We start from the raw sequence: 21,772 nt of genomic DNA on the forward strand, positions 1-21,772 counted from the left end.
CTTGTTCAGGCGTAGAGCGGGTTGATCTTCTCGGTGTTGATGCCGTACTTCTTGATCGCCTCGGCGACCTTGGCCAGCGGCACCGTGCCCTCGTCGGCCAGCGCCTTCAGCGCGGCGACGACGACGTAGTGGCGGTTCACCTCGAAGTGCTCGCGCAGCTTGCTGCGGAAATCGCTGCGGCCGAAGCCGTCGGTGCCCAGCACCTTGTAGGCGCGGCCCTTCGGGATGTAGGCGCGGATCTGCTCGGCGTAGGCCTTCATGTAGTCGGTCGACGCGACCACCGGGCCGGCATGCGGCTCGAGCTGCTGCGCGACGAAGGGCACGCGCGGGGCCTCGGTCGGGTGCAGCAGGTTCCAGCGCTCGGCGTCCTGGCCGTCGCGGGCCAGCTCGTTGAAGCTCGGGCAGCTCCAGACGTTGGCGGCCACGCCCCAGTCGGCCTCGAGCAGTTCCTTGGCGGCCATCGATTCGCGCAGGATGGTGCCGCTGCCCAGCAGGTTGACGACCGGCTGCTTCTTCTTGGCGCCCGCCTCCTGCAGCAGGTACATGCCCTTGATGATCTGCTCCTCGGTGCCGGGCTTCAGGCCGGGCATCGGGTAGTTCTCGTTCAGCAGCGTGAGGTAGTAGAAGACGTTGTCCTGCTTCTCCACCATGCGCTTGAGACCGTGGTGGATGATCACGCCGACCTCGTGCGCGAAGGTCGGGTCGTAGCTGACGCAGTTCGGGATCGTGCCGGCGAGGATGTGGCTGTGGCCGTCCTCGTGCTGCAGGCCCTCGCCGTTGAGCGTCGTGCGGCCCGAGGTGCCGCCGAGCAGGAAGCCGCGCGCCTGCATGTCACCCGCGGCCCAGGCCAGGTCGCCGATGCGCTGGAACCCGAACATCGAGTAGTAGATGTAGAAGGGCACCATGATGCGGTTGTTCGTCGAGTACGACGTCGCCGCGGCGATCCAGCTCGCCATGCCGCCCGGCTCGTTGATGCCTTCCTGCAGGATCTGGCCGGCCTTGTCCTCCTTGTAGTACATGACCTGGTCCTTGTCGACCGGGGTGTACTGCTGGCCTGCCGGGTTGTAGATGCCGATCTGGCGGAACAGGCCTTCCATGCCGAAGGTGCGCGCCTCGTCGACGAGGATGGGCACGGTGCGGGGCCCGAGCGCCTGGTCGCGCAGCAGCTGCGTCAGGAAGCGCACGTAGGCCTGCGTGGTGCTGATCTCGCGGCCCTCGGCGGTGGGCTCGAGCACGGCCTTGAAGGTGTCGAGTGCCGGCACCGTGAACTGCTCGTCGGCCTTGGTGCGGCGCTTGGGCAGGTAGCCGCCCAGCGCCTGGCGACGCTCGTGCAGGTACTTCATCTCCGGCGTGTCGTCGGCCGGCTTGTAGAACGGGATGTCGGACAGCTTGTCGTCCGGGATGGGCACGTTGAAGCGGTCGCGGAAGGCGCGCACGTCCTCGTCGATCAGCTTCTTGGTCTGGTGCGCGGTGTTCTTGCCCTCGCCGCTCTTGCCCATGCCGAAGCCCTTGACCGTCTTGATCAGCAGCACGGTCGGCTGGCCCTGGTGGCTGTTGGCGCGGTGGAAGGCCGCGTAGACCTTCTGCGGGTCGTGGCCACCGCGCTGCAGGCGCCAGATGTCCTCGTCGCTCATCTTCGAGACCATCTCGAGCAGCTTCGGGTGGCGGCCGAAGAAGTTCTTGCGCACGAACGCACCGTCGTTGGCCTTCATGGCCTGGTAGTCGCCGTCGACGACCTCCATCATCACCTTGCGCAGGATGCCTTCCTTGTCGCGCGCCAGCAGCGGATCCCAGTAGCTGCCCCACAGCAGCTTGATGACGTTCCAGCCCGAGCCGCGGAACTCGCTCTCGAGCTCCTGGATGATCTTGCCGTTGCCGCGCACCGGGCCGTCCAGGCGCTGCAGGTTGCAGTTGATGACGAAGACGAGGTTGTCGAGCTTCTCGCGCGCCGCCAGGCCGATGGCGCCGAGCGACTCGGGCTCGTCCATCTCGCCGTCGCCGCAGAACACCCAGACCTTGCGGTTGGCGGTGTCGGCGATGCCGCGTGCATGCAGGTACTTCAGGAAACGCGCCTGGTAGATCGCCATCAGCGGGCCCAGGCCCATCGAGACGGTTGGGAACTGCCAGAACTCGGGCATCAGCTTCGGGTGCGGGTAGCTGGAGATGCCCTTGCCGTCGACTTCCTGGCGGAAGTTCAGCAGCTGCTCCTCGGTCAGGCGGCCTTCCATGAAGGCTCGGGCGTAGACGCCGGGGGCGCTGTGGCCCTGGATGTAGAGCAGGTCGCCGCCGTGGCCCGGGCTCTCGGCATGCCAGAAGTGGTTGAAGCCGGTGCCGAACATCGTCGCGAGCGACGCGAAGCTGGAGATATGGCCGCCCAGGTCACCGCCGTCGGCCGGGTGCAGGCGGTTGGCCTTGACCACCATCGCCATCGCGTTCCAGCGCATGTAGGTGCGCAGGCGCTCCTCGATCTCGATGTTGCCGGGCGAGCGCTCTTCCTGGTCGGTCGGGATCGTGTTGACGTAGGCCGTGTTGGCCGAGAACGGCAGGTCGATGCCAGCCTGACGCGCATGGTCGATCAGGGCCTCGAGCAGGAAGTGGGCGCGGTCGTTGCCTTCGGCACCGATGACGGCCGACAGCGCGTCGAGCCACTCGCGGGTTTCCTGGGCATCGGCATCGTTCGCGGCAGCGCCGCCGAACGAATCGGGCAGTGCGGACATGTTGTCTCCTGGGCTGGGGTTGTTCGGGACGGGGCGGAGTGTGGCACAGCCTGCGTCAAATTTCAAATAGTGCTACTACGTACCACCATATGAAATAAAGCCACCCCACCCGCGTGCCACCCGCGAGGGAACCGCCGGAGCCGGCCGGACGCCCACGTCGATAATCACGTCATGCAGCCCTCTCCCCTGCCCACCCCGCCGTCGCGTCCGGCGCGCAGCTGGGTGCAGCGACTGTTCGGCCGCTGGTGGCGCCGACAGTCCCCGGCCCGGCAGGACCGCTTCGCGACGCTCGGCCCGCTGGTGTCGGTGCTGCTCTTTCTCGCGGCGATCATCTCGACGTTCTGGTATCTCCGCAACGAGGAAATCGAACGCGAGCAGGCCTCGGTGAAACGCGACGCCGAGGTGGCGCAGCAGCAGATCCGCCTGCGCCTGATCGAGAACCAGGAGCAGCTGGTGCGCATCGCGCGCGAGATCGTCACGCGCACCATCGACCAGGAGGACTTCCTCGAGCAGGCCTCCAGCTTCACGCGCGAGCGGCCCGAGGTGACCGGCATGGTCTGGGTCGACGCTCACCGCACGCGCCGGGCGAGCTACTCGGCCACCACCTTCCAGGCCGAGCTGGGGGCCGCACCGGACAACAGCGGCGCGCCGCGGCCCCCCGAGCCCGATGCCGCCTTCGACACCGCGCGCGAACTGCGCCAGCCGGTCTACTCGCGCCCCTTCAACGACCGCTTCGACAACGCGGTCTTTCAGGTCCACGTCCCGCTGCTGGACCGCAGCAACTTCGCCGGCGCGCTGGTGGCCGAGTACTCGGTCGAGGCCCTGGTGCGCTACTTCGTGCCGGCCGAAGTGTCGAACCGGCACGCCATCACGCTGCTGGACGCGAACGACCGCATCCTCGCCAGCACCGTCTCCAACCTGCCGGGCAACCCGTCGCGCAAGCCGCAGTTCGTGCATGAGGTGCCGGTGGCACCGGCCGGCAACGGCCTGGTGCTGCGCGGCCACGGCTACCGCACCTCGGTCGGCCTGATCGGCAACACCTTGTTCTGGATGGTCGTCGCCCTGTCGGTGCTGACGGTGTGGATGCTGCTGGGCACCTGGCGCCACATGCGCCGGCGCCTGCAGATGCAGAACGCGCTGATCCTCGAGACCAACTTCCGCCGGGCGATGGAGAACTCCATGCTCACCGGCATGCGTGCGATGGACCTGGAAGGCCGCATCACCTACGTGAACCCGGCCTTCTGCGCGATGACGGGCTTCCTCGAGGCCGAGCTGATCGGCCGCCGTCCGCCCTTCCCCTACTGGCCGCCGGACCGCTTCGAGGAGAACAACCGCCTGTTGCAGCAGGAGCTGCAGGGCCGCAGCCCGGCCGGCGGCATCGAGGTGCGCGTGATGCGCAAGGACGGCTCGGTGTTCGACTCGCGCATGTACGTCTCGCCGCTGATCGACCCCAAGGGCCAGCAGACCGGCTGGATGACCTCGATGACCAACATCACCGAGGCCAAGCGCATCCGCGACCAGCTCAGCGCCTCACACGAGCGCTTCACGACCGTGCTCGAGGGGCTCGATGCCGCGGTGTCGGTGCTGTCGGTGCAGCAGGCCGAGCTGCTGTTCGCCAACCGCTCCTACCGGCTCTGGTTCGGCGCCGACGCACAGGGCCATGCGCTGCTGGCCGGCGGCGACCCGGGGCCGTTCCGCAACAGCGAGTTCGGCGACAGCATCGAGTCGCTCGGCGGACTGCCGACCACCGAACTGACAGAAGCCGGCTCCGACTCGCGCGAGGTGTTCATCGAGCCGCTGCGCAAGTGGTTCGACGTGCGTACGCGCTACCTGCAGTGGACCGACGGCCGCCTGGCGCAGATGCTGATCGCGACGGACATCACCGCGCGCCGCAACGCCGAGAGCCTGGCGGCCAATCAGGCCGAGAAGGCGCAGGTCACCAGCCGCCTGGTGACGATGGGCGAGATGGCCTCCTCGGTGGCGCACGAGCTGAACCAGCCGCTGACCGCGATCGCCAACTACTGCAACGGCATGGTGTCGCGCGTCAAGAACGACGCGATCGCCAAGGACGACCTGATCGCCGCGCTCGAGAAGACCTCGCGCCAGGCGCAGCGTGCCGGGCAGATCATCCACCGCATCCGCGCCTTCGTGAAGCGCAGCGAGCCGGTGCGCCAGCCGGCGCAGGCGCGCCAGATCGTCGAGGACGCGGTCGAGCTCGCCGGCATCGAGCTGCGCCGCCGCAACGTGGCGATCCAGGTCTACGTCGCGCAGCGCCTGCCGGTGCTGATGGTCGACCCGATCCTGATCGAGCAGGTGGTGCTGAATCTCGTGAAGAACGCCGCCGAGGCGATCGACAACGCGCAGCTGCCGCCGGCGCGTCGCAACATCGAGCTGCGCGTGGTGCCGCGCCACACCCCCGAGGAAGGGGGCGTGATCGAGTTCACGGTCACCGACATGGGCCCGGGCCTCAAGGAGGAGGTGCTGTCGCGCATGTACGAGGCATTCTTCTCGACCAAGACCGACGGGCTGGGCATCGGCCTGTCCCTGTGCCGCTCGATCATCGAGAGCCACCGGGGTCGGATCAAGGCGCAGAACCTCTACAATGGAAGCTCCGTGTCCGGCTGCCGTTTCTCCTTCACGTTGCCGGTCGACACCTCGCGCAGCGAGGCCGAGCATCCGACCAAGCCCGCGACCCCCCAATCCAGCATCGCCTCATGAGCCTGATCCCGAAAAAAGGCACCGTCTACGTCGTCGACGACGACGAGGCCGTGCGTGATTCGCTGCAGTGGCTGCTCGAGGGCAAGGACTACCGCGTCAAGTGCTTCGACTCGGCCGAGTCCTTCCTGTCCCGCTTCGACCCGCGCGAGGTGGCCTGCCTGATCGCCGACATCCGCATGGACGGCATGAGCGGGCTCGAGCTGCAGGACCGGCTGGTCGAGCGCCGCTCGCCTCTGCCGGTGGTCTTCATCACCGGTCACGGCGACGTGCCGATGGCCGTCTCGACGATGAAGAAGGGTGCGATGGACTTCATCGAGAAGCCCTTCAAGGAGGAAGAGCTGCTCGGCCTCGTCGAGCGCATGCTCGACCAGGCGCGCGCCGCCTTCAGCCAGCACCAGGAGGCGGCCAGCCGCGACGCGCTGCTGTCGCGCCTGACCACCCGCGAGGCCCAGGTGCTCGAGCGCATCGTCGCCGGCCGGCTGAACAAGCAGATCGCCGACGACCTCGGCATCAGCATCAAGACGGTGGAGGCGCACCGCGCCAACATCATGGAGAAGCTCAACGCCAACACCGTGGCCGATCTGCTGAAGATCGCGCTCGGCGCCCAGGCGAAGGCCTGATCCGCCACCCCCACCACGAGGCCGCTGCGAAGCGGCCTTCGTCGTTTTCGAGGACATCCATGACGGCCCGGTTGATCGACGGCAATGCACTGGCGAAGAAGGTCCGCGGCGAGGTCGCGCAGCAGGTGGCGGCGCTCGCCGCGCAGGGGCGCCAGCCCGGGCTGGCGGTGATCCTGGTCGGCGAGGACCCGGCCTCGCAGGTGTACGTGAAGCACAAGGTGGCCGATTGCGAGAGCGTGGGCATGCGCTCGGTGCTCGACCGCCACCCGGCCAGCCTGAGCGAGGCCACGCTGCTGCAGCGCATCCGCGAGCTCAATGCCGATGCGAGCATCCACGGCATCCTGGTGCAGCTGCCGCTGCCGAAGCACATCGACGCCAACAAGGTGATCGAGACCATCTCGCCGGCCAAGGACGTGGACGGCTTCCACGTCGCCAGCGCCGGCGCGCTGATGATCGGCCGGCCCGGCTTCAAGGCCTGCACGCCCTACGGCTGCATGAAGATGCTCGAGGCGATCGGCTGCGATCCGCGCGGCAAACATGCCGTGGTGATCGGCCGCAGCAACATCGTCGGCAAGCCGATGGCCCTGCTGCTGCTGCAGGCCAACGCCACCGTCACGATCTGCCACAGCGCCACGCCGGACCTGGCCGCGCACACGCGGCAGGCGGACATCGTCGTTGCCGCGGTGGGCAAGCGCAACGTGCTCACCGCCGACATGGTCAAGCCGGGTGCCGTCATCATCGACGTCGGCATGAACCGCAACGACGAAGGCAAGCTGTGCGGCGACGTCGATTTCGCCGGCGTGTCGCAGGTGGCCGGGTGGATCACCCCGGTGCCCGGCGGCGTCGGCCCGATGACCCGCGCGATGCTGCTCGTCAACACGCTCGAGGCCGCGCAGGCGGCCGCGCGCGCCTGAGGAAAGGCTGCTTGTCGATGGACCCCAATCCGCTGCTCGAGACCACCGGCCTGACGGCCTACGACCGCATCCGGCCCGACCATGTCGCGCAGGCGATCGAGGCGCTGCTGCGCGAGGCCGACGCCGCGCTGGCCCAGGCCACCAGCGAGGCGACACCGGCCGACTACGACGCGCTGGCGCGGGTGCTCGACGTGGCCACCGAGCGGCTGGACCGCGCCTGGGGCGCGGTGCGCCACCTCAACGCCGTGGCCAACACGCCCGAGCTGCGCGCCGCCTACACGGAGGCGCTGCCCAAGGTCACCGAGTTCCACACCCGGCTCGGCGCCGACGAGAAGCTCTACGCCAAGTACAAGGCGGTGATGGGCTCGCCCGCGGCGGTGCAGCTGAACGCGGCGCGGCGCAAGGCGCTGGCCAACGCGCTGCGCGACTTCGTGCTCTCCGGCGCCGAGCTCGAGGGCGCGGCCAAGGTGCGCTTCGCGCAGCTGCAGGAGCTGCAGGCCGAGCTGGGCCGCAGCTTCTCGGAGCATGTGCTGGACGCCACCGACGGCTTCGCGCTCTACGTCGACGCCGCCGAACTGGCCGGCGTGCCGGAAGACGCTGTCGCGGCCGCGCGCGCCGCAGCGCACGCCGAGGGACGCGAGGGCTGCAAGCTGACGCTCCACCTGCCCAGCTACCTGCCGGTGATGCAGTACGGCACGAACCGTGCGCTGCGCGAGAAGCTCTACACCGCCTACGTCACCCGCGCCAGCGAGCTCGGCCCGGGCACGCTGGACAACGGCCCGGTGATGCAGCGCCTGCTCGCGCTGCGCCAGGAGGAGGCGCAGCTGCTGGGCAAGGCCAGCTTCGCCGAGGTGTCGCTGGTGCCGAAGATGGCCGAGTCGCCGCAGCAGGTGGCCGAGTTCCTGCGCGACCTGGCGCGCCGCGCCCGCCCCGGCGCCGAACGCGACCTGGCCGAGCTGCGCGCCTTCGCGCGCGACGAACTCGGCCTGCCCGACCTGCAGGCCTGGGACATGATGTTCGCCAGCGAGCGCCTGAAGGAGCAGCGCTACGCCTTCAGCGACCAGGAGGTGAAGCAGTACTTCACCGAGCCGCGGGTGCTCGAGGGCCTGTTCCACATCATCGAGACGCTGTTCGGCGTCACGATCCGGCCCGACAGCGCGCCGGTCTGGCACCCCGACGTGCGTTTCTTCCGCATCGAGCGCCGCGGCACCGGGGATGCGGCCGCCGAGCTGGTCGGCCAGTTCTACCTCGACCCCTATGCCCGCCCCGGCAAGCGCCCGGGCGCCTGGATGGACGGCCTGCGCCCGCGTTGGCGCCGCCCCGACGGCACGCTGCAGACGCCGGTGGCCACGCTGGTGTGCAACTTCGCCGCGCCGGTGGCGGTGGACGGCCAGCTGCGCCCGGCGCTGCTGACGCATGACGACGTGACCACGCTGTTCCACGAGTTCGGCCACGGCCTGCACCACCTGCTGACGCGCGTCGACGAGCTGGGCGTCTCCGGCATCGCCGGCGTCGAGTGGGACGCGGTCGAGCTGCCCAGCCAGTTCATGGAGAACTTCTGCTGGGAGTGGAGCGTGCTGCAGCGCCTGACGGCGCACGTGGACAGCGGCACGCCGCTGCCGCGCACGCTTTTCGAGCGCATGCTGGCGGCGAAGAACTTCCACAGCGGGCTGCAGACGCTGCGCCAGGTGGAGTTCGCGCTGATCGACATGCGGCTGCACGCCGAACCGGGCAGCGAGGCGCAGGTCGACGCGGTGCTGGCCGAGGTGCGGCGCGAGGTCGCGGTGCTGCAGCCGCCGCCCTTCAACCGCTTCCTGCACAGCTTCTCGCACATCTTCGCCGGCGGCTACGCGGCCGGCTACTACAGCTACAAGTGGGCCGAAGTACTGTCGGCCGACGCCTGGAGCGCCTTCGAGGAGGCGGCCGGCGACGGCGACCCGCTCGACCCGGCCACCGGCGCACGCTACCGCGAGTGCGTGCTCGAGGCCGGCGGCTCGCGCCCGGCGCTGGAGAGCTTCAAGGCCTTCCGCGGCCGCGAGCCGCGCATCGACGCCTTGTTGCGCCACCAGGGCCTGGCCTGATTTAGCATCGCGCGGCAACCAGGAGCGCCGAGATGACCGCACCTTTCCCGCGCCGGAGCCCCGCGCTGCTCGTGTTCACGCTCGCCGCGCTGGCGGCCGTGCCGGCGCTGTCGCAATACAAGGTGGTCGGCCCCGACGGCAAGGTCACCTACACCGACCGGGCGCCCTCGCCGCGCGAGGGCAAGGTCAGCACGCTCGGTGCGGGCGGCGCCGCGGCGGCCGCCGACACCCAGCTTCCGCTGGAGCTGCGCCAGGCCGCCGGCCGTTACCCGGTGACGCTCTACACCACCAGCGGCGCCTGCGAACCCTGCGACGCCGCCCGGGCGCTGCTGCGCCAGCGCGGCGTGCCGTTCAACGAGAAGCTGGTCGCGAGCGGCGAGGACACCGAGGCGCTGCAGCGCCTGACCGGCGGGCGCGAGGCGCCCACGCTGATGGTCGGCGCGCAGGTGCTGCGCGGCCTGGCCGCGGAGGTCTGGAACGGCTACCTCGACTCGGCCGGCTATCCGCGCGAATCGCGCCTGCCGCAGGGCTACCAGTACCCGGCACCGACGCCGCTGACCGAACGCAAGCCGGTCGCGCCGCCGCCCCCGCCGCCCGCGCCGCCGCCGGCGCCGGAATCGCCGATCAGGTTCTGACGCCCACGCGGCGCGCCGGCAGGCTGCCGGCACCGACCGCCGCGCCCATCAGCCAGAACAGCGTCGACGCGCCCAGCGTCGCCCCCAGTGCGCCGAACAGCAGCGGCATCAGCGCGCTGGCGAAGTTGATCGTCATCGAGCGCAGTGCGATCGCCTCGCCATGGCGCTCGTGCGGCGTGATCTGGTGCAGCGTCGTCATGATCATCGGCTGCACCGAGCCCAGCGCGAAGCCCAGCAGCGTGGCGAACAGCGCCATCAGCCAGGCCGCGTGCACCAACGGGTAGAACGCGAAGATCGCCGCGGTGGCGAGCATCGCGCCCGCCAGCATCGGGCCCTCGCGCAGGTGGTGCGCCACCAGCGGGATCACCAGGCGCACCGCGGCGACCGCGGCCGCGAACAACCCGAGCACCAGCCCGATCGCCGAGGCGCTGAAGCCGCGCTCGTGGCCCAGCACCGGCACCAGGAAGGCATGCACGTCCCAGCTCGAGGAGAGCAGCCAGTTCACCAGCAGCAGCCGGCGCAGGCCGGGCGTGCGCAGCAGGCCCCATGCGCTCGGGCGCGGCCCGGGCGGGCGCGGCGGCGGCAGCTCGTGCGGCACGTGCCGCGTGCAGGCCCAGGCGGCCAGCGGCAGCAGGCACATCGCCGCATAGGCGAGGCGGAAGCCGCCCAGGTCGATGAGCGTGCCGGCCAGCACCGGCCCGACCACGTTGGCCAGCGCCGGCGCCAGGCCGAGCCAGCTGAACACGCGCCGCATCGCGGCCGGGTCGCGGGCGTGGCGGCCGGCGGTGCGCTGCGTCGCGATCAGGCCGATGTTCGCGCCGGCACCGACCAGGACCGCGGCCAGCGCCATGGCCAGCAGCGCGAGACCGCTGCCCTCGGCCGGCAGCGCCGTGGCCAGCGCCGCGCACAGCGCGCCCAGCCAGGCCAGCACGATGGCCGCGTGCATCGGCCGGTGGTAGCCGCGCCGGTCCACCAGGCGCCCGGCCTGCAGCGCGAGCACGATGGGCGCCAGCGCGAACAGCCCCATCAGCAGGCCCACCGCCCAGGCCGGCAGGCCCTGGCGCAGCGCCTGCAGCGGCGCGGCCATGCGCACCCCGGTCATGCAGGCGTGCAGGCCGATCTGCCCGGCGATCAGCGCGACCAGCAGCGGCGCCGGGCCGACCGGCGCCGGCGTGCCCGGCCGAAGATCCGGCTCAGGCATCGAGCGGGCGCTCGTCGTCCTCGGTGCCGGGCAGCAGCGCGCGGGCGCGATCGTCCGACAGCGACTCCACGCCCTTGAGCGCGCGGGTCATCTGGCGCGTGCGCACGTCGGCCTGGTCGAGCGTCTTGATGACCGACTGGGTCTGGTCGCGCACCTTCGCGAGCACCGTGCCGAACTTGGCGAACTCGGTCTTCACCGCGCCCAGCACCTCCCACACCTCGGCGCTGCGCTTCTCCAGTGCCAGCGTGCGGAAGCCCATCTGCAGGCTGTTCAGCGTGGCCAGCAGCGTGGTCGGGCCGGCCAGCATGATCTTGTGCTCGCGCTGCAGCGCCTCGGCCAGCCCGGGCCGGCGCAGCGCCTCGGCGTACAGGCCCTCGGTGGGCACGAACAGGATGCCGAAGTCGGCGGTGTGCGGCGGCGCCACGTACTTGTCGCGGATCTTCTTCGCCTCCAGGCGCAGCTGCGTCTCGATGCCCTTGGCCGCCGCCTCGACGGCCACCGGGTCGGCGCGCTCCTGCGCCTCGAGCAGGCGCTCGTAGTCCTCGCGCGGGAACTTGGCGTCGATCGGCAGCCACAGCGGTGCACCGTCGTCGCGCCGGCCCGGCAGGCGGATCGCGAAGTCGACCCGCGCGTTGCTGCCCGGCACGGTCTCGACGTTGCGGCCCACCTGCTCGGGCGTGAAGACCTCATCGAGCAGCGCGGCGAGCTGGATCTCGCCGAAGGTGCCGCGTGTCTTCACGTTGGTCAGCGTGCGCGACAGCGAGCCGACATCGCGCGCCAGGCCCTGCATCTCGCCCAGGCCCTTGTGCACCTGGTCGAGCCGGTCGGCCACCTGCTTGAAGCTCTCGCCCAGGCGCTGCTCGAGCGTGGCGTGCAGCTTCTCGTCGACCGTGGCGCGCATCTGCTCGAGCTTCTTCTCGTTGTCGGCCTGGATCGCCGCGAGGCGCTGCTCGACCGTGCCGCGCATGGCCTGGATCTGCTCGCCGAAGGCATCGGCAAAGCGCTTCAGCGCCGCGTCCTGCGCGTCGCGCGAGGACTGGGACTGCTGCGCCAGCGACTGCGTCGCGCCGTGCAGCGACTGCGCCACCAGCTGCTGCATCGCCGCCAGCTGGGTGCGGAAGGAGTCGATCTGCTCGTTCTGCGTGCGCGCCACGTCGCCCTGCTGCGTCAGCAGGGTCTGCTGGAACAGCGAGAGCGACTGCGCCAGCTCCTGGCGCGTGCCGCGCGCGCTGTCCTGCACCTCCTGGCGCAGTTCGCCGAAGGGCCGCTGCGCGTCGCCGCTCTTCAGCGCAAGCCAGACCAGCAGCAGCAGGTTCAGCGCCGCCAGCACGGCGAGCAGCGCGGGCATCCATTCGCTCATGCCGCGATTGTCGCAGCGCCGGCACGAGCGACGGCCGGATCAGCCGCGCGCCGTGCCGCCCTCGGCGATGCGCGCGGCCAGGTGGGCGAGCGCCTCGTCCACCTGGTCGACCAGCACCAGGCACAGGTCGCCCGGTTGAAGCGCCGCGAGCGCGCGGTCGATCGCGACGAACTCGCCGCGCAGTTCCTCCACCTCGCGGGTACGCGGCGCGCCCTTCAGGCCCTCGCGCAGCAGCGCGATCACCTCGCCGTCGGCGCGGCCGCGCTGGGCGGCGTCCTGGTACAGGATCACGCTGTCGAAGGCGGCGCCGAGAATCCGGGTCTGCGCGACGATGTCCTCGTCGCGCCGGTCGCCAGCGGCGCTGATCACCACCGAGCGGCGCCTGCCCGGCATCGCGTTGACCGCGGCCACCAGCGCCTGCATCGCGTCCGGGTTGTGGCCGTAGTCGGCGATCACGGTCGCGCCGCGGTAGTCCATCACGTTGAAGCGGCCCGGCGCGTTGTGCGCGTCGTTGACGAAGCTCGCCAGGCCGCTGCGCACCGCGTCGAACGACAGGCCGCAGCCCCAGGCGGCGGCCACGGCGGCGAGCGCGTTCTCGACCTGGAACGAGATGGTGCCGCCGCGTGTGAGCGGCACCTCGCGCAGCGGCACGCGGGCCCGCGCGCTGCCCTCGACGGCGACGATGTCCTCGCCCTCGACGAACACCGAGCGCCGGCCCTGCGCGCGGTGCGCCACCAGCGCGGGCAGGTGGCCGTCGACGGCGAACAGGATCACGGCACCCGGGCAGTGCGAGGCCATCGCCAGCGTGATCGGGTCGGCCGCGTTCAGCACCGCGAAGCCGGTGGGCGCCACGTTCTGCACGATGACGCGCTTGAGCACCGCCAGGTCCTCGACCGTGGTGATGTAGTTCAGGCCGAGGTGGTCGCCCGCGCCGACGTTGGTCACCACCGCCACCTGGCAGCGGTCGAACGCGAGGCCCTCGCGCAGCATGCCGCCGCGTGCGGTCTCGAGCACCGCGGCCTGGGTGTCGGGGTGCAGAAGCACGTTGCGCGCGCTCTTCGGGCCGGAGCAGTCGCCGCTGTCGATCTGGTGGCCGTCGACCCACACGCCGTCGGTGTTGGTCATGCCGACCTTCAGGCCGGCGGCGGCGAACAGGTGCGCGATCAGCCGCGTCACGGTGGTCTTGCCGTTCGTGCCGGTGACCGCGACCACCGGGATGCGCCCGTCCTGCCCGGCTGGGTAGAGCCGCTCGATGATGGCCTCGCCCACCAGGCGCGGCTTGCCGAAGCTCGGCGCCAGGTGCATGCGCAGGCCCGGCGCGGCATTGACCTCGACCACGCCGCCGCGCTGCTGCTCCAGCGGCACGCCGACGCTCTCGCACACCACGTCGACGCCGCAGATCTCCAGCCCGACCATGCGTGCCGCCGCCACCGCCCGCGCGGCCACCTCGGGGTGCACGTCGTCGGTCACGTCGGTGGCGGTGCCGCCGGTGCTGAGGTTGGCGTTGTTGCGCAGCACGACACGCTGGCCGTTGGCCGGCACCGCGTCGGCCGCCAGGCCCTGCAGCTTCAGCCGCGCGAGCGCGATGTCGTCCAGGCGGATGCGCGTCAGCGGCGTGGCGTGGCCGTCGCCGCGGCGCGGATCGGCGTTGACGATGTCGACCAGCTCGCGCACCGTGTGCACGCCGTCGCCGATGACGTAGGGCGGGTCGCGCCGCGCCGCGGCGACCAGCCTCTCGCCCACCACCAGCAGGCGGAAGTCGTGCCCGGGCAGGAACTGCTCGACCATCACGTCGCCGATCTCCGCGGCCGCGCGGAAGGCGGCCTCGTAGTGCTCGCGGTCGGTGATGTTGACGGTGACGCCCTTGCCCTGGTTGCCGTCCTGCGGCTTGACCACCACCGGCAGGCCGAGCTCCAGCGCCACGCGCCAGCCGTCCTCCAGGTCGGCCACGGGGCGGCCGCGCGGCACCGGCACGCCGGCGGCGGCCAGCAGGCGCTTGGTCAGGTCCTTGTCCTGCGCGATCGACTCGGCCACCGCGCCGGTGGAGTCGACCTCGGCGGCCCAGATGCGGCGCTGCTTCGCGCCCCAGCCGAACTGCACCAGGCTGCCCTCGGTCAGGCGGCGGTACGGAATGCCGCGCGCCAGCGCCGCGTTGACGATCGAGCCGGTGGACGGGCCGAGTCGAACGTCCTCGTCGATCGCACGCAGCTCGGCCACCGCGGCCTCGGTGTCGAAATGCCGGCCGGCGGCCACGGCGGCGAGCAGCTGCTCGGCCAGCTCGAGCGCACGCCGGCCGACCTTCTCCTCGGTGTACTCGACCACGATCTGGTACACGCCCTCCTCGGGCGCGACCGAGGTGCGCGCGAAGCTGACGCGGCAGCCGGCGCGCGCCTGCAGCGCCAGCGTCAGTCGCTCGAGCCAGCGCGCCAGCGGCACGACCTCCTCGTCGCCGACCGGGCGCACCGGCGCCACCTCGTGCAGCAGTTCGCGCAGGCGCAGCTCCAGCGGCGCGCCGGCCCGGATCGCACGTTCCTCCGGCGCGCAGCGCACCACGGCCTCGATCGCCGTGTGCCGGCTCCACAGGTTGGGTCCGCGCAGCACGCGGATGCGGGTGACTTCCATGGTGTTCAGCGGCTGTCGGCCGGATTCAGGGCCGGGTTCTGGGCGTCGAAGGTGTCGATGCCGGCGGCCAGCAGCGGCGCGGCCAGGCCCAGGGCCCAGGCCGCGGCCACCGCCGGCAGCAGCACCGCGGGCGGCAACGAACTGCCGCCGCGCAGGGCCAGCGGGATCTCGGCCGGCCCCTCGCACAGCACCGGTCGCCCGCCCGCGGCCAGCACGGCGCGGCCGCCGCCGGCGCGGTGCGCGGCCAGCGGCGCGGGCCCGGTGGCATACAGGATCACGCCGCCGTCGCAGTAGCGCGCCAGCGCCGCGATGCGCTCGTCGTCGGCGTTCAGCACGCCGGTGCCCTCGGCCAGCACCACGTCCATCTGGGTGCGCAGCACGCGCGGCAGGTCGTCGGCCTCGCGGATGTCGTGGCGCTCGAGGGTCTCGGCGCCGTCCAGGTCGGTCACCACGCCGATGTGGCAACGGTCGTACACCAGGCCCTGGTCGAGGATGGTGGCCGGGCCGTTCTCGAACACCGCGGTGTCGACCTCGCGGTTGAGCAGCAGGCGCTCGGCCAGCGCGCCGTCGCGCGCGTCGCGCGACTCGACCTGGCGTGCGCCGAGGAACAGCCCGTCGCGGCAGGCCAGCCCGACATGGCGGCCCGAGAGCTGCAGCAGCCAGGCCACCAGCCGCGCGACGCGGTGCGTGGCGCCGCCGCCAGCGATGCCGACCAGCGGGATGCGGCCGTCGTCGCCGGGCGGGAACAGGTGGTCGACGATCGCCTTGCCGACCGGGCGCGGCGCGCCGATGGCCGGCTTCAGGTGTGCCAGCAGGCCCGGCCCGGCATTGACCTCCACCACCGCGGCCTGCTGGCCGGCCAGCGGCTGGCCGATGTGCTGGGCGACCAGGTCGACGCCGGCGATGTCCAGGCCCACGGTGCGCGCGGCCAGCGAGGCGACGCGGGCGAAGTCGGGGTGGACCTCGTCGGTGCAGTCCACCGCCACGTTGCCGTTGCGCTGGATCAGCACGCGGCGCCCGGCGGCCGGCACGTCGTCGGCCGCCAGGCCCTGGCGCTGCAGGTCCACGACGATGGCGCCGTCGCCGCGCACGTCGATCCGGCCCAGCGGGTGATCCTCGGTGTCGCCGCGGCGCGGGTCCTGGTTGAGCTGCTGATCGACCAGCTGGGCCACGCTCTGGCGGCCGTCGCCGGTGACCCAGGCCGCCTCGCCGCGCGCTGCGGCGACCATCTGGCCGGCCACCACCAGCAGGCGGTGCTCGTCGCCCGGGATGTAGCGCTCGACGATGACCTCGCTGCCTTCCTGGTCGGCCAGCGCCCAGGCGGCCTCGATCTGCTCGCGTGCGCTCAGGTCCAGGGTCACGCCGCGGCCGTGGTTGCCGTCGCTCGGCTTGACGGCCACCGGCAGGCCGATGTCCTCGGCCGCTTCCCAGGCCTCGGCGGCGCTGGCGGCGATGCGGCCTTCGGGCACGGGCACGCCGACGGCGGCGATCAGGCGCTTGGTCAGGTCCTTGTCGCGCGCGATGCCTTCGGCGATGGCGCTGGTGCGGTCGGTCTCGGCGGTCCAGATGCGGTGCTGGCGTCGGCCGTGGCCGAGCTGCACCAGGTTGCCGTCGTTCAGGCGCAGGTGCGGGATGCGCCGCTCGGTGGCCGAGGCGACGATGTGCGCCGTGCTCGGGCCGAGGTAGGCGCGGTCGATCGCGTCGCGCACCGCCTGCACCGCGGCCGGCACGTCGGCCGCGCGGGCGTTGATCACGTCCATCAGCACCCGGTGGCCGCGCTCCAGCGCGCAGCGCGCCACCGCCTCGTCGCGGGCGCGGAACACCATGCGGTAGACACCGGTCTTCGAGGTGCTGCGGGTCTGGCCGAAGCCGGTGGGCATGCCGGCCAGGTTGAGCAGCTCGATCACCACGTGCTCCAGCACATGGCCCATCCAGGTGCCCTCGCGCAGGCGCTGCAGGAAGCCGCCGCGTTCGCCCACGCCGCAGTGGTGCTCCTCCAGCGCCGGCAGCACCGCCACCAGGCGGTCGACGAAGCCGGGCAGCTTGTCGGAGGGGTGGTCCTCCAGCGCGCCCAGGTCGAGCCAGACCTCCAGGGCGGCGCGGTAGGTCCAGAGGTTGGGGCCGCGCAGGTAGGTCACGCGCAGCAGGCGGATGTCGTCGAAAGTTCTCATCGATCCTCGGGCGGCCTCGCGGCCGTTCGGCGGGCGGTAGTGCGGATTATTCGCGCCCTGCGGTCGGCTGGCGGACGGGTGCCGGCGTTACGCGACAATCGCGCGCTCCCGCCCCTGCGACCCATGCCCTCATCCGCTCCCTCTCCCGCACTTGCCGTGGCGGTCTCCGCGCCACTCGAGCCCGGAGAGAACGTGCTGGCCAGCCTGGACGTTGACCTGGATGCCCAGGACCGCTTCGGTTCCGGCCAGCTGCTGCTGACCGAGCGCCGGCTGCTGGCGCGCGCGCCGGGTGGCGCGGGCTGGCACGGCTGGGCGCTGGACAGCCCGTTGACCCTGCAGCACACGGACCACGGCGGCGTCGGCCAGCTGTCGCTGCACGACGCGGCTGCCCGGCTGGCGGTGTGGCGCTACACGCTCGGTGCCGACCCGGCCGCGCTCAAGCTGCTGGCGGCCTTCGAGCGCCAGCGCCAGCGCCTGCTGCACGGCCCCGGCGAGGACGACGAGCCGCCCGAGGCCGACGAGGCCGACTTCGCGGCCGAGTCGCCGACGCCACCGTCGACCTGGGTGCTGCTGCGCCTGTCGCGCTTCGCCGGGCCGTACCGCTGGCAGCTGCTGCTGGGCTTCATGCTGACCCTGGCGGCCACCGCGGCGTCGCTGGTGCCGCCTTACCTGACCATCCCGCTGATGGACGAGGTGCTGATCCCGTTCCAGAACGGGAAACAGATCGACACCAATGTCGTCTGGCTGTTGCTCTCCGGGCTGCTCGGTGCCGCGCTGCTGGCCTGGGCGCTGGGCTGGTGGCGCACCTGGCTGCTGGCCATCGTGAGCGAGCGCATCGGCGCCGACCTGCGCACCGCCACCTTCGACCACCTGCTGCGCCTGAGCCTGGACTACTTCGGCAGCAAGCGCACCGGCGACCTGATGTCGCGCATCGGCAGCGAGTCCGACCGCATCTGCGTCTTCCTCTCGCTGCACGCGCTCGACTTCGCCACCGACGTGCTGATGATCGGCATGACGGCGGTGATCCTGTTCAGCATCAACCCCTCGCTGGCGCTGGTGACGCTGCTGCCGCTGCCCTTCATCGCCTGGATGATCCACCTGGTGCGCGACCGGCTGCGCACCGGCTTCGAGAAGATCGACCGGGTCTGGGGCGAGGTGACCAGCGTGCTGGCCGACACCATCCCGGGCATCCGGGTGGTCAAGGCCTTTGCGCAGGAGCAGCGCGAGGCCGAGCGCTTCCGCCGCGCGAACCGCCACAACCTCGAGGTGAACGACCGGCTCAACAAGACCTGGAGCCTGTTCTCGCCGACCGTCTCGCTGCTGACCGAGATCGGCCTGCTGGTGGTGTGGGCCTTCGGCATCTGGCTGGTCAGCCGCAACCAGATCACGGTCGGCGTGCTGACCGCCTTCATCGCCTACATCGGGCGCTTCTACGGCCGGCTCGACTCGATGAGCCGCATCGTCTCGGTGACGCAGAAGGCCGCCGCCGGCGCCAAGCGCATCTTCGACATCCTCGACCATGTGTCCAACGTGCCCGAGCCGGCCCAGCCGGTGAAGCTGGACCGGCTCGAGGGCGCGCTGTCGCTGCAGGGCGTGGGCTTTCGCTACGGCAGCCGCGCGGTGATCCGCGGGCTCGACCTCGAGATCCGGCCCGGCGAGATGATCGGCCTGGTCGGCCACAGCGGCTCGGGCAAGAGCACGCTGGTGAACCTGATCTGCCGCTTCTACGACGTGACCGACGGCGCGATCAAGGTCGACGGCGTGGACCTGCGCCGCTTCGGCGTGGCCGACTACCGGCGCCACATCGGCCTGGTGCTGCAGGAGCCTTTCCTCTTCTACGGCACGGTGGCCGAGAACATCGCCTACGGCAAGCCGGACGCGAGCCGCGCGGAAATCGTCGCCGCGGCGCGCGCCGCGCACGCGCACGAGTTCATCCTGCGCCTGCCGCACGGCTACGACTCGATGGTGGGCGAGCGCGGCCAGGGCCTCTCGGGCGGCGAGCGGCAGCGCATCTCGATCGCCCGCGCGCTGCTGATCGACCCGCGCATCCTGATCCTCGACGAGGCCACCTCGTCGGTGGACACGGAGACCGAGAAGGAGATCCAGAACGCACTCGACAACCTGGTGCAGGGCCGCACGACGATCGCGATCGCGCACCGGCTCTCGACCCTGCGCCGTGCCGACCGGCTGGTGGTGATGGACCGCGGCCGCGTCGTCGAGGTCGGCACGCACGACGAGCTGCTGGCGCGCCAGGGCGCCTACTGGCGGCTCTACGAGGCGCAGGCGCGCCAGGTGGACGAAGGCGACGACGAGCGCGCCGCACGCATCCCGCCGGCCGCCGCGCCGGCCGCCCATCCGGCCGGAGTGGCCTGACCATGACGGCGCACGACCCCCTGCCCTTCAGCCTGCGGCGCGACGCGCATGGCCGCCTGGTGCTGCACACGGCCGACGGCAGCGAGCACGTGGGCGTGATCCCGGTGCGCGCCTTCCCGCTCTCGGCGCCCGAGGGCGCGCTCTCGCTGGTCGGCACGGACGGGCGCGAGCGCCTGTGGATCGAGCAGCCGGCCCGGCTGCCGGCCGAGGCCCGCGGCGTGATCGAGGAGGAACTCGCGCGGCGCGAGTTCGCCCCGGTGATCGAGCAGCTGATCGACGTCTCGACCTTCTCGACGCCGAGCACCTGGACCGTGCGCACCGATCGCGGCACGACCACGCTGGTGCTCAAGGGCGAGGAGGACATCCGCCGCCTCGGCGGCAGCGCGCTGCTGGTGACCGACAGCCATGGCATCGGCTACCGCATCGCCGACGCCCGCACGCTGGACCGGCGCTCGCGCCGGCTACTGGAGCGGTTCCTGTAGCCCGGCCCGGGTGTCGGCCTGCGCGGCGTACCCGGCAAACACCGCCAACGCCGCCGGCCAGCCCTGGTCGTACTGATCGCGCTTCTCGGCTGCCGCGGCGCCGCGCGCCTCCCAGCCCGAGTGATGGATCGCCACCTCGGTGCCGCCGTCTGCCGCGGCGGTGAAGCGCACGCGCAGCAGCGTCGCCTCGGCCGCATCGAGCCCGGGGTGCCAACGCATCGCGAAGCCATCCGGCGGCTGCCATTCGACGAGCACGCCCCAGGTCATGCGGCGGCCGTCGCGTGCGAGCTCGGTCACTTCGCCGCCCACGCGGCCGTCGAACAGCACGTCGCACGCCTCGGCGTCGAAGCAGCTGTGGCCGCGAAACGGCCACCAGCGCCCCATCTGGCGCGTAAAGAGTTCGAACGCTCGTGCCGGCGGCAGCGCCACGCGCACCTGCCGTTGCACCGGGGGCGGGACATCGTCTTTCATCGCCTGGACCTCCTCGCAGACGAGCCTTCGGGCCCGTTGTCGGCCAGCAGCGCATACCGCGCGAGCGCCCGCTGCCACATGCGATCAAGTTCGTCGCGCAGCTGCGCCAGCGCCTGCGGTTCGATCGCATACAGGCGCCGCGTGCCCTCGGCGCGCACGCGCGCCACGCCGGCGCCTTCGAGCACGCGCAGGTGCTTGGACACCGCCGGCCGGCTGACCGGCAAGTGCTCGGCGAGCTCGCCGACCGAGCGCTCGCCGTCGATCAGCAGGCGCACGATGGCCTCGCGTGTCGGGTCGGCCAGCGCCGCGGCAACCAGGAGCGGCGATCCCTTCATCGCCGCCTCCGGACGAACCTTACCGTAACCATGTGGTTACGGTAACCGAAGAGAAACGGTTCGTCAACCGCTCCGGCGCGGCCGGCTAGCGCGCCAGTACCTGCGGGTTGATCGGCGTCGGCGGCGTGCCGCCGGTCAGCGCGGCGATCAGGTTGTCGACCGCGAGGCCGGCCATCGCGCGGCGCGTGGCCACGGTGGCGCTGGCGATGTGCGGCGTCAGCACCACGTTGGGCACGGTCAGCAGGTCCGGGTGCACCTTCGGCTCGCCCTCGAACACGTCGAGCGCGGCGGCGGCAATGCGGCGCTCGCGCAGCGCGGCGGCCAGCGCCGCGTCGTCGACCACGCCGCCGCGGGCGACGTTGGTCAGCGTCGCGCTCGGCTTCATCAGCGCCATCTCGGCGGAGCCCACCGCATGGTGGCTGGCGGCCGAGTACGGCACCACGATCACGAGGTGGTCGGCCTCGCGCATCAGCTGCTCCTTGCCGACGTAGCGCGCCCCGAGCGGCGCCTCGAGCTCGGGCGCGAGCCGGCTGCGGTTGTGGTAGACCACCTTCATGCCGAAGCCGAGCGCGCCGCGCCTCGCAATCGCCTGGCCGATGCGTCCCATGCCGAGGATGCCGAGCGTCGCGCCGTGCACGTCGCTGCCGATGAACATGTCGTAGGACCACTTGGTCCATTCGCCGCGGCGCAGGAAATGTTCGCTCTCGGCGAGCCGTCGCGCGGCGGCCATCATCAGCGCGAAGCCGAAGTCGGCGGTGGTCTCGGTCAGCACGTCGGGCGTGTTGGTGGCCAGCACGCCGCGTGCGTTGCAGGCGTCGACGTCGATGTTGTTGTAGCCCACCGCCATGTTGCACACGGCGCGCAGCTGCGGGTTGGCGTCGAGCACCTCGGCGTCGATGCGCTCGCTGCCGGTGATGAAGGCGCCGGCCTTGCCGGCCAGCTTCGCGGCCAGCTCGGCCTTGCTGAAGATGCGGTCTTCGGGGTTGTCCTCGACGTCGAAGTGCACGCGCAGGCGGTCGACGATGTCGCCGAACACGGCGCGGGCGACGAGGACGGCAGGTCGGGTCATGTC

General features: G+C 71.6%; 15 protein-coding genes. 7 read left to right on the forward strand and 8 right to left on the reverse strand.

Annotated elements, in window-relative coordinates:
• Nucleotides 1–5 precede the first annotated feature (5 nt).
• Entirely contained in the window at nucleotides 6–2,717 is a 2,712-nt protein-coding gene (gene aceE, locus D9C15_RS29380; protein WP_128002900.1) for a pyruvate dehydrogenase (acetyl-transferring), homodimeric type, read from the reverse strand.
• Nucleotides 2,718–2,888: 171 nt separating this feature from the next.
• On the opposite strand from aceE, the gene D9C15_RS29385 reads away from it, so the two are divergent.
• From D9C15_RS29385 to D9C15_RS29405, 5 genes are read left to right on the forward strand one after another with little or no spacing between them, the layout of a single operon-like run.
• Nucleotides 2,889–5,435, forward strand: coding sequence for a PAS domain-containing sensor histidine kinase (locus tag D9C15_RS29385; RefSeq protein WP_128002902.1), 2,547 nt, complete (start codon nucleotides 2,889–2,891; stop codon nucleotides 5,433–5,435).
• Entirely contained in the window at nucleotides 5,432–6,055 is a 624-nt protein-coding gene (locus D9C15_RS29390) for a response regulator transcription factor (protein ID WP_112191143.1), read from the forward strand. Before D9C15_RS29385 ends, D9C15_RS29390 begins: the two co-directional genes overlap by 4 nt.
• 59 nt (nucleotides 6,056–6,114) lie before the next feature.
• Nucleotides 6,115–6,969 carry a bifunctional methylenetetrahydrofolate dehydrogenase/methenyltetrahydrofolate cyclohydrolase FolD gene (gene folD, locus D9C15_RS29395; RefSeq protein WP_128002904.1) on the forward strand — a complete coding sequence of 285 codons (855 nt, stop codon included), beginning with the start codon at nucleotides 6,115–6,117 and terminating at the stop codon, nucleotides 6,967–6,969.
• A gap of 17 nt (nucleotides 6,970–6,986) precedes the next feature.
• The gene (locus tag D9C15_RS29400; RefSeq protein WP_128002906.1) at nucleotides 6,987–9,050 is read left to right on the forward strand and encodes a M3 family metallopeptidase; all 2,064 of its coding nucleotides are present in this window, start codon (nucleotides 6,987–6,989) and stop codon (nucleotides 9,048–9,050) included.
• 32 nt (nucleotides 9,051–9,082) lie between these two features.
• Entirely contained in the window at nucleotides 9,083–9,685 is a 603-nt protein-coding gene (locus tag D9C15_RS29405) for a glutaredoxin family protein (RefSeq protein WP_128002908.1), read from the forward strand.
• On the opposite strand, the gene D9C15_RS29410 is transcribed toward D9C15_RS29405, so the two are convergent.
• The 4 genes from D9C15_RS29410 to D9C15_RS29425 are packed head-to-tail and all read right to left on the reverse strand — an operon-like array spanning nucleotide 9,675 to nucleotide 17,039.
• Nucleotides 9,675–10,886, reverse strand: coding sequence for an MFS transporter (locus D9C15_RS29410; protein WP_128002910.1), 1,212 nt, complete (start codon nucleotides 10,884–10,886; stop codon nucleotides 9,675–9,677). The two genes, D9C15_RS29405 and D9C15_RS29410, sit on opposite strands and share 11 nt — an antisense overlap.
• A complete protein-coding gene (locus D9C15_RS29415) occupies nucleotides 10,879–12,246 on the reverse strand; it encodes a DNA recombination protein RmuC (protein ID WP_128002912.1) in 1,368 nt (455 codons plus the stop codon). The genes D9C15_RS29410 and D9C15_RS29415 overlap by 8 nt, the downstream gene beginning before the upstream one ends.
• Nucleotides 12,247–12,285: 39 nt before the next feature.
• Nucleotides 12,286–14,868, reverse strand: a complete 2,583-nt coding sequence (gene cphA / locus D9C15_RS29420; RefSeq protein WP_128002914.1) for a cyanophycin synthetase — start codon at nucleotides 14,866–14,868, stop codon at nucleotides 12,286–12,288.
• A gap of 5 nt (nucleotides 14,869–14,873) precedes the next feature.
• Nucleotides 14,874–17,039 carry a cyanophycin synthetase gene (locus D9C15_RS29425; RefSeq protein ID WP_128002916.1) on the reverse strand — a complete coding sequence of 722 codons (2,166 nt, stop codon included), beginning with the start codon at nucleotides 17,037–17,039 and terminating at the stop codon, nucleotides 14,874–14,876.
• 123 nt (nucleotides 17,040–17,162) lie between these two features.
• On the opposite strand from D9C15_RS29425, the gene D9C15_RS29430 reads away from it, so the two are divergent.
• Nucleotides 17,163–19,412 (forward strand): cyanophycin metabolism-associated ABC transporter, encoded by a 2,250-nt coding sequence (locus D9C15_RS29430; protein ID WP_128002918.1) that lies wholly within the window; start codon nucleotides 17,163–17,165, stop codon nucleotides 19,410–19,412.
• Between the two features lie 2 nt (nucleotides 19,413–19,414).
• Nucleotides 19,415–19,894, forward strand: a complete 480-nt coding sequence (locus tag D9C15_RS29435; protein ID WP_128002920.1) for a cyanophycin metabolism-associated DUF1854 family protein — start codon at nucleotides 19,415–19,417, stop codon at nucleotides 19,892–19,894.
• Here D9C15_RS29435 and D9C15_RS29440 read toward each other — a convergent pair.
• The 3 genes from D9C15_RS29440 to D9C15_RS29450 form a co-directional block, all read right to left on the reverse strand.
• Nucleotides 19,874–20,365, reverse strand: coding sequence for an SRPBCC domain-containing protein (locus D9C15_RS29440; RefSeq protein WP_128002922.1), 492 nt, complete (start codon nucleotides 20,363–20,365; stop codon nucleotides 19,874–19,876). The genes D9C15_RS29435 and D9C15_RS29440 overlap by 21 nt on opposite strands.
• Entirely contained in the window at nucleotides 20,362–20,700 is a 339-nt protein-coding gene (locus D9C15_RS29445) for an ArsR/SmtB family transcription factor (RefSeq protein ID WP_128002924.1), read from the reverse strand. The genes D9C15_RS29440 and D9C15_RS29445 overlap by 4 nt, the downstream gene beginning before the upstream one ends.
• An 85-nt stretch (nucleotides 20,701–20,785) precedes the next feature.
• Entirely contained in the window at nucleotides 20,786–21,769 is a 984-nt protein-coding gene (locus D9C15_RS29450; RefSeq protein ID WP_128002926.1) for a 2-hydroxyacid dehydrogenase, read from the reverse strand.
• Nucleotides 21,770–21,772: the final 3 nt, after the last annotated feature.

Origin of the sequence: Piscinibacter defluvii, from assembly GCF_004011805.1 — a bacterium.
In the GTDB taxonomy this organism is placed as follows: domain Bacteria; phylum Pseudomonadota; class Gammaproteobacteria; order Burkholderiales; family Burkholderiaceae_C; genus Piscinibacter; species Piscinibacter defluvii.

Bases quoted from the DNA above. Each gene is read 5' to 3' on its own strand.
- folD (WP_128002904.1), top strand. From the start codon at position 6,115: ATGACGGCCCGGTTGATCGACGGCAATGCACTGGCGAAGAAGGTCCGC.
- D9C15_RS29390 (WP_112191143.1), top strand. From the start codon at position 5,432: ATGAGCCTGATCCCGAAAAAAGGCACCGTCTACGTCGTCGACGACGAC.
- cphA (WP_128002914.1), bottom strand. From the start codon at position 14,868: ATGGAAGTCACCCGCATCCGCGTGCTGCGCGGACCCAACCTGTGGAGC.
- D9C15_RS29385 (WP_128002902.1), top strand. From the start codon at position 2,889: ATGCAGCCCTCTCCCCTGCCCACCCCGCCGTCGCGTCCGGCGCGCAGC.
- D9C15_RS29410 (WP_128002910.1), bottom strand. From the start codon at position 10,886: ATGCCTGAGCCGGATCTTCGGCCGGGCACGCCGGCGCCGGTCGGCCCG.
- D9C15_RS29440 (WP_128002922.1), bottom strand. From the start codon at position 20,365: ATGAAAGACGATGTCCCGCCCCCGGTGCAACGGCAGGTGCGCGTGGCG.
- D9C15_RS29415 (WP_128002912.1), bottom strand. From the start codon at position 12,246: ATGAGCGAATGGATGCCCGCGCTGCTCGCCGTGCTGGCGGCGCTGAAC.
- D9C15_RS29430 (WP_128002918.1), top strand. From the start codon at position 17,163: ATGCCCTCATCCGCTCCCTCTCCCGCACTTGCCGTGGCGGTCTCCGCG.
- D9C15_RS29445 (WP_128002924.1), bottom strand. From the start codon at position 20,700: ATGAAGGGATCGCCGCTCCTGGTTGCCGCGGCGCTGGCCGACCCGACA.
- D9C15_RS29400 (WP_128002906.1), top strand. From the start codon at position 6,987: ATGGACCCCAATCCGCTGCTCGAGACCACCGGCCTGACGGCCTACGAC.
- D9C15_RS29435 (WP_128002920.1), top strand. From the start codon at position 19,415: ATGACGGCGCACGACCCCCTGCCCTTCAGCCTGCGGCGCGACGCGCAT.
- D9C15_RS29450 (WP_128002926.1), bottom strand. From the start codon at position 21,769: ATGACCCGACCTGCCGTCCTCGTCGCCCGCGCCGTGTTCGGCGACATC.
- aceE (WP_128002900.1), bottom strand. From the start codon at position 2,717: ATGTCCGCACTGCCCGATTCGTTCGGCGGCGCTGCCGCGAACGATGCC.
- D9C15_RS29405 (WP_128002908.1), top strand. From the start codon at position 9,083: ATGACCGCACCTTTCCCGCGCCGGAGCCCCGCGCTGCTCGTGTTCACG.
- D9C15_RS29425 (WP_128002916.1), bottom strand. From the start codon at position 17,039: ATGAGAACTTTCGACGACATCCGCCTGCTGCGCGTGACCTACCTGCGC.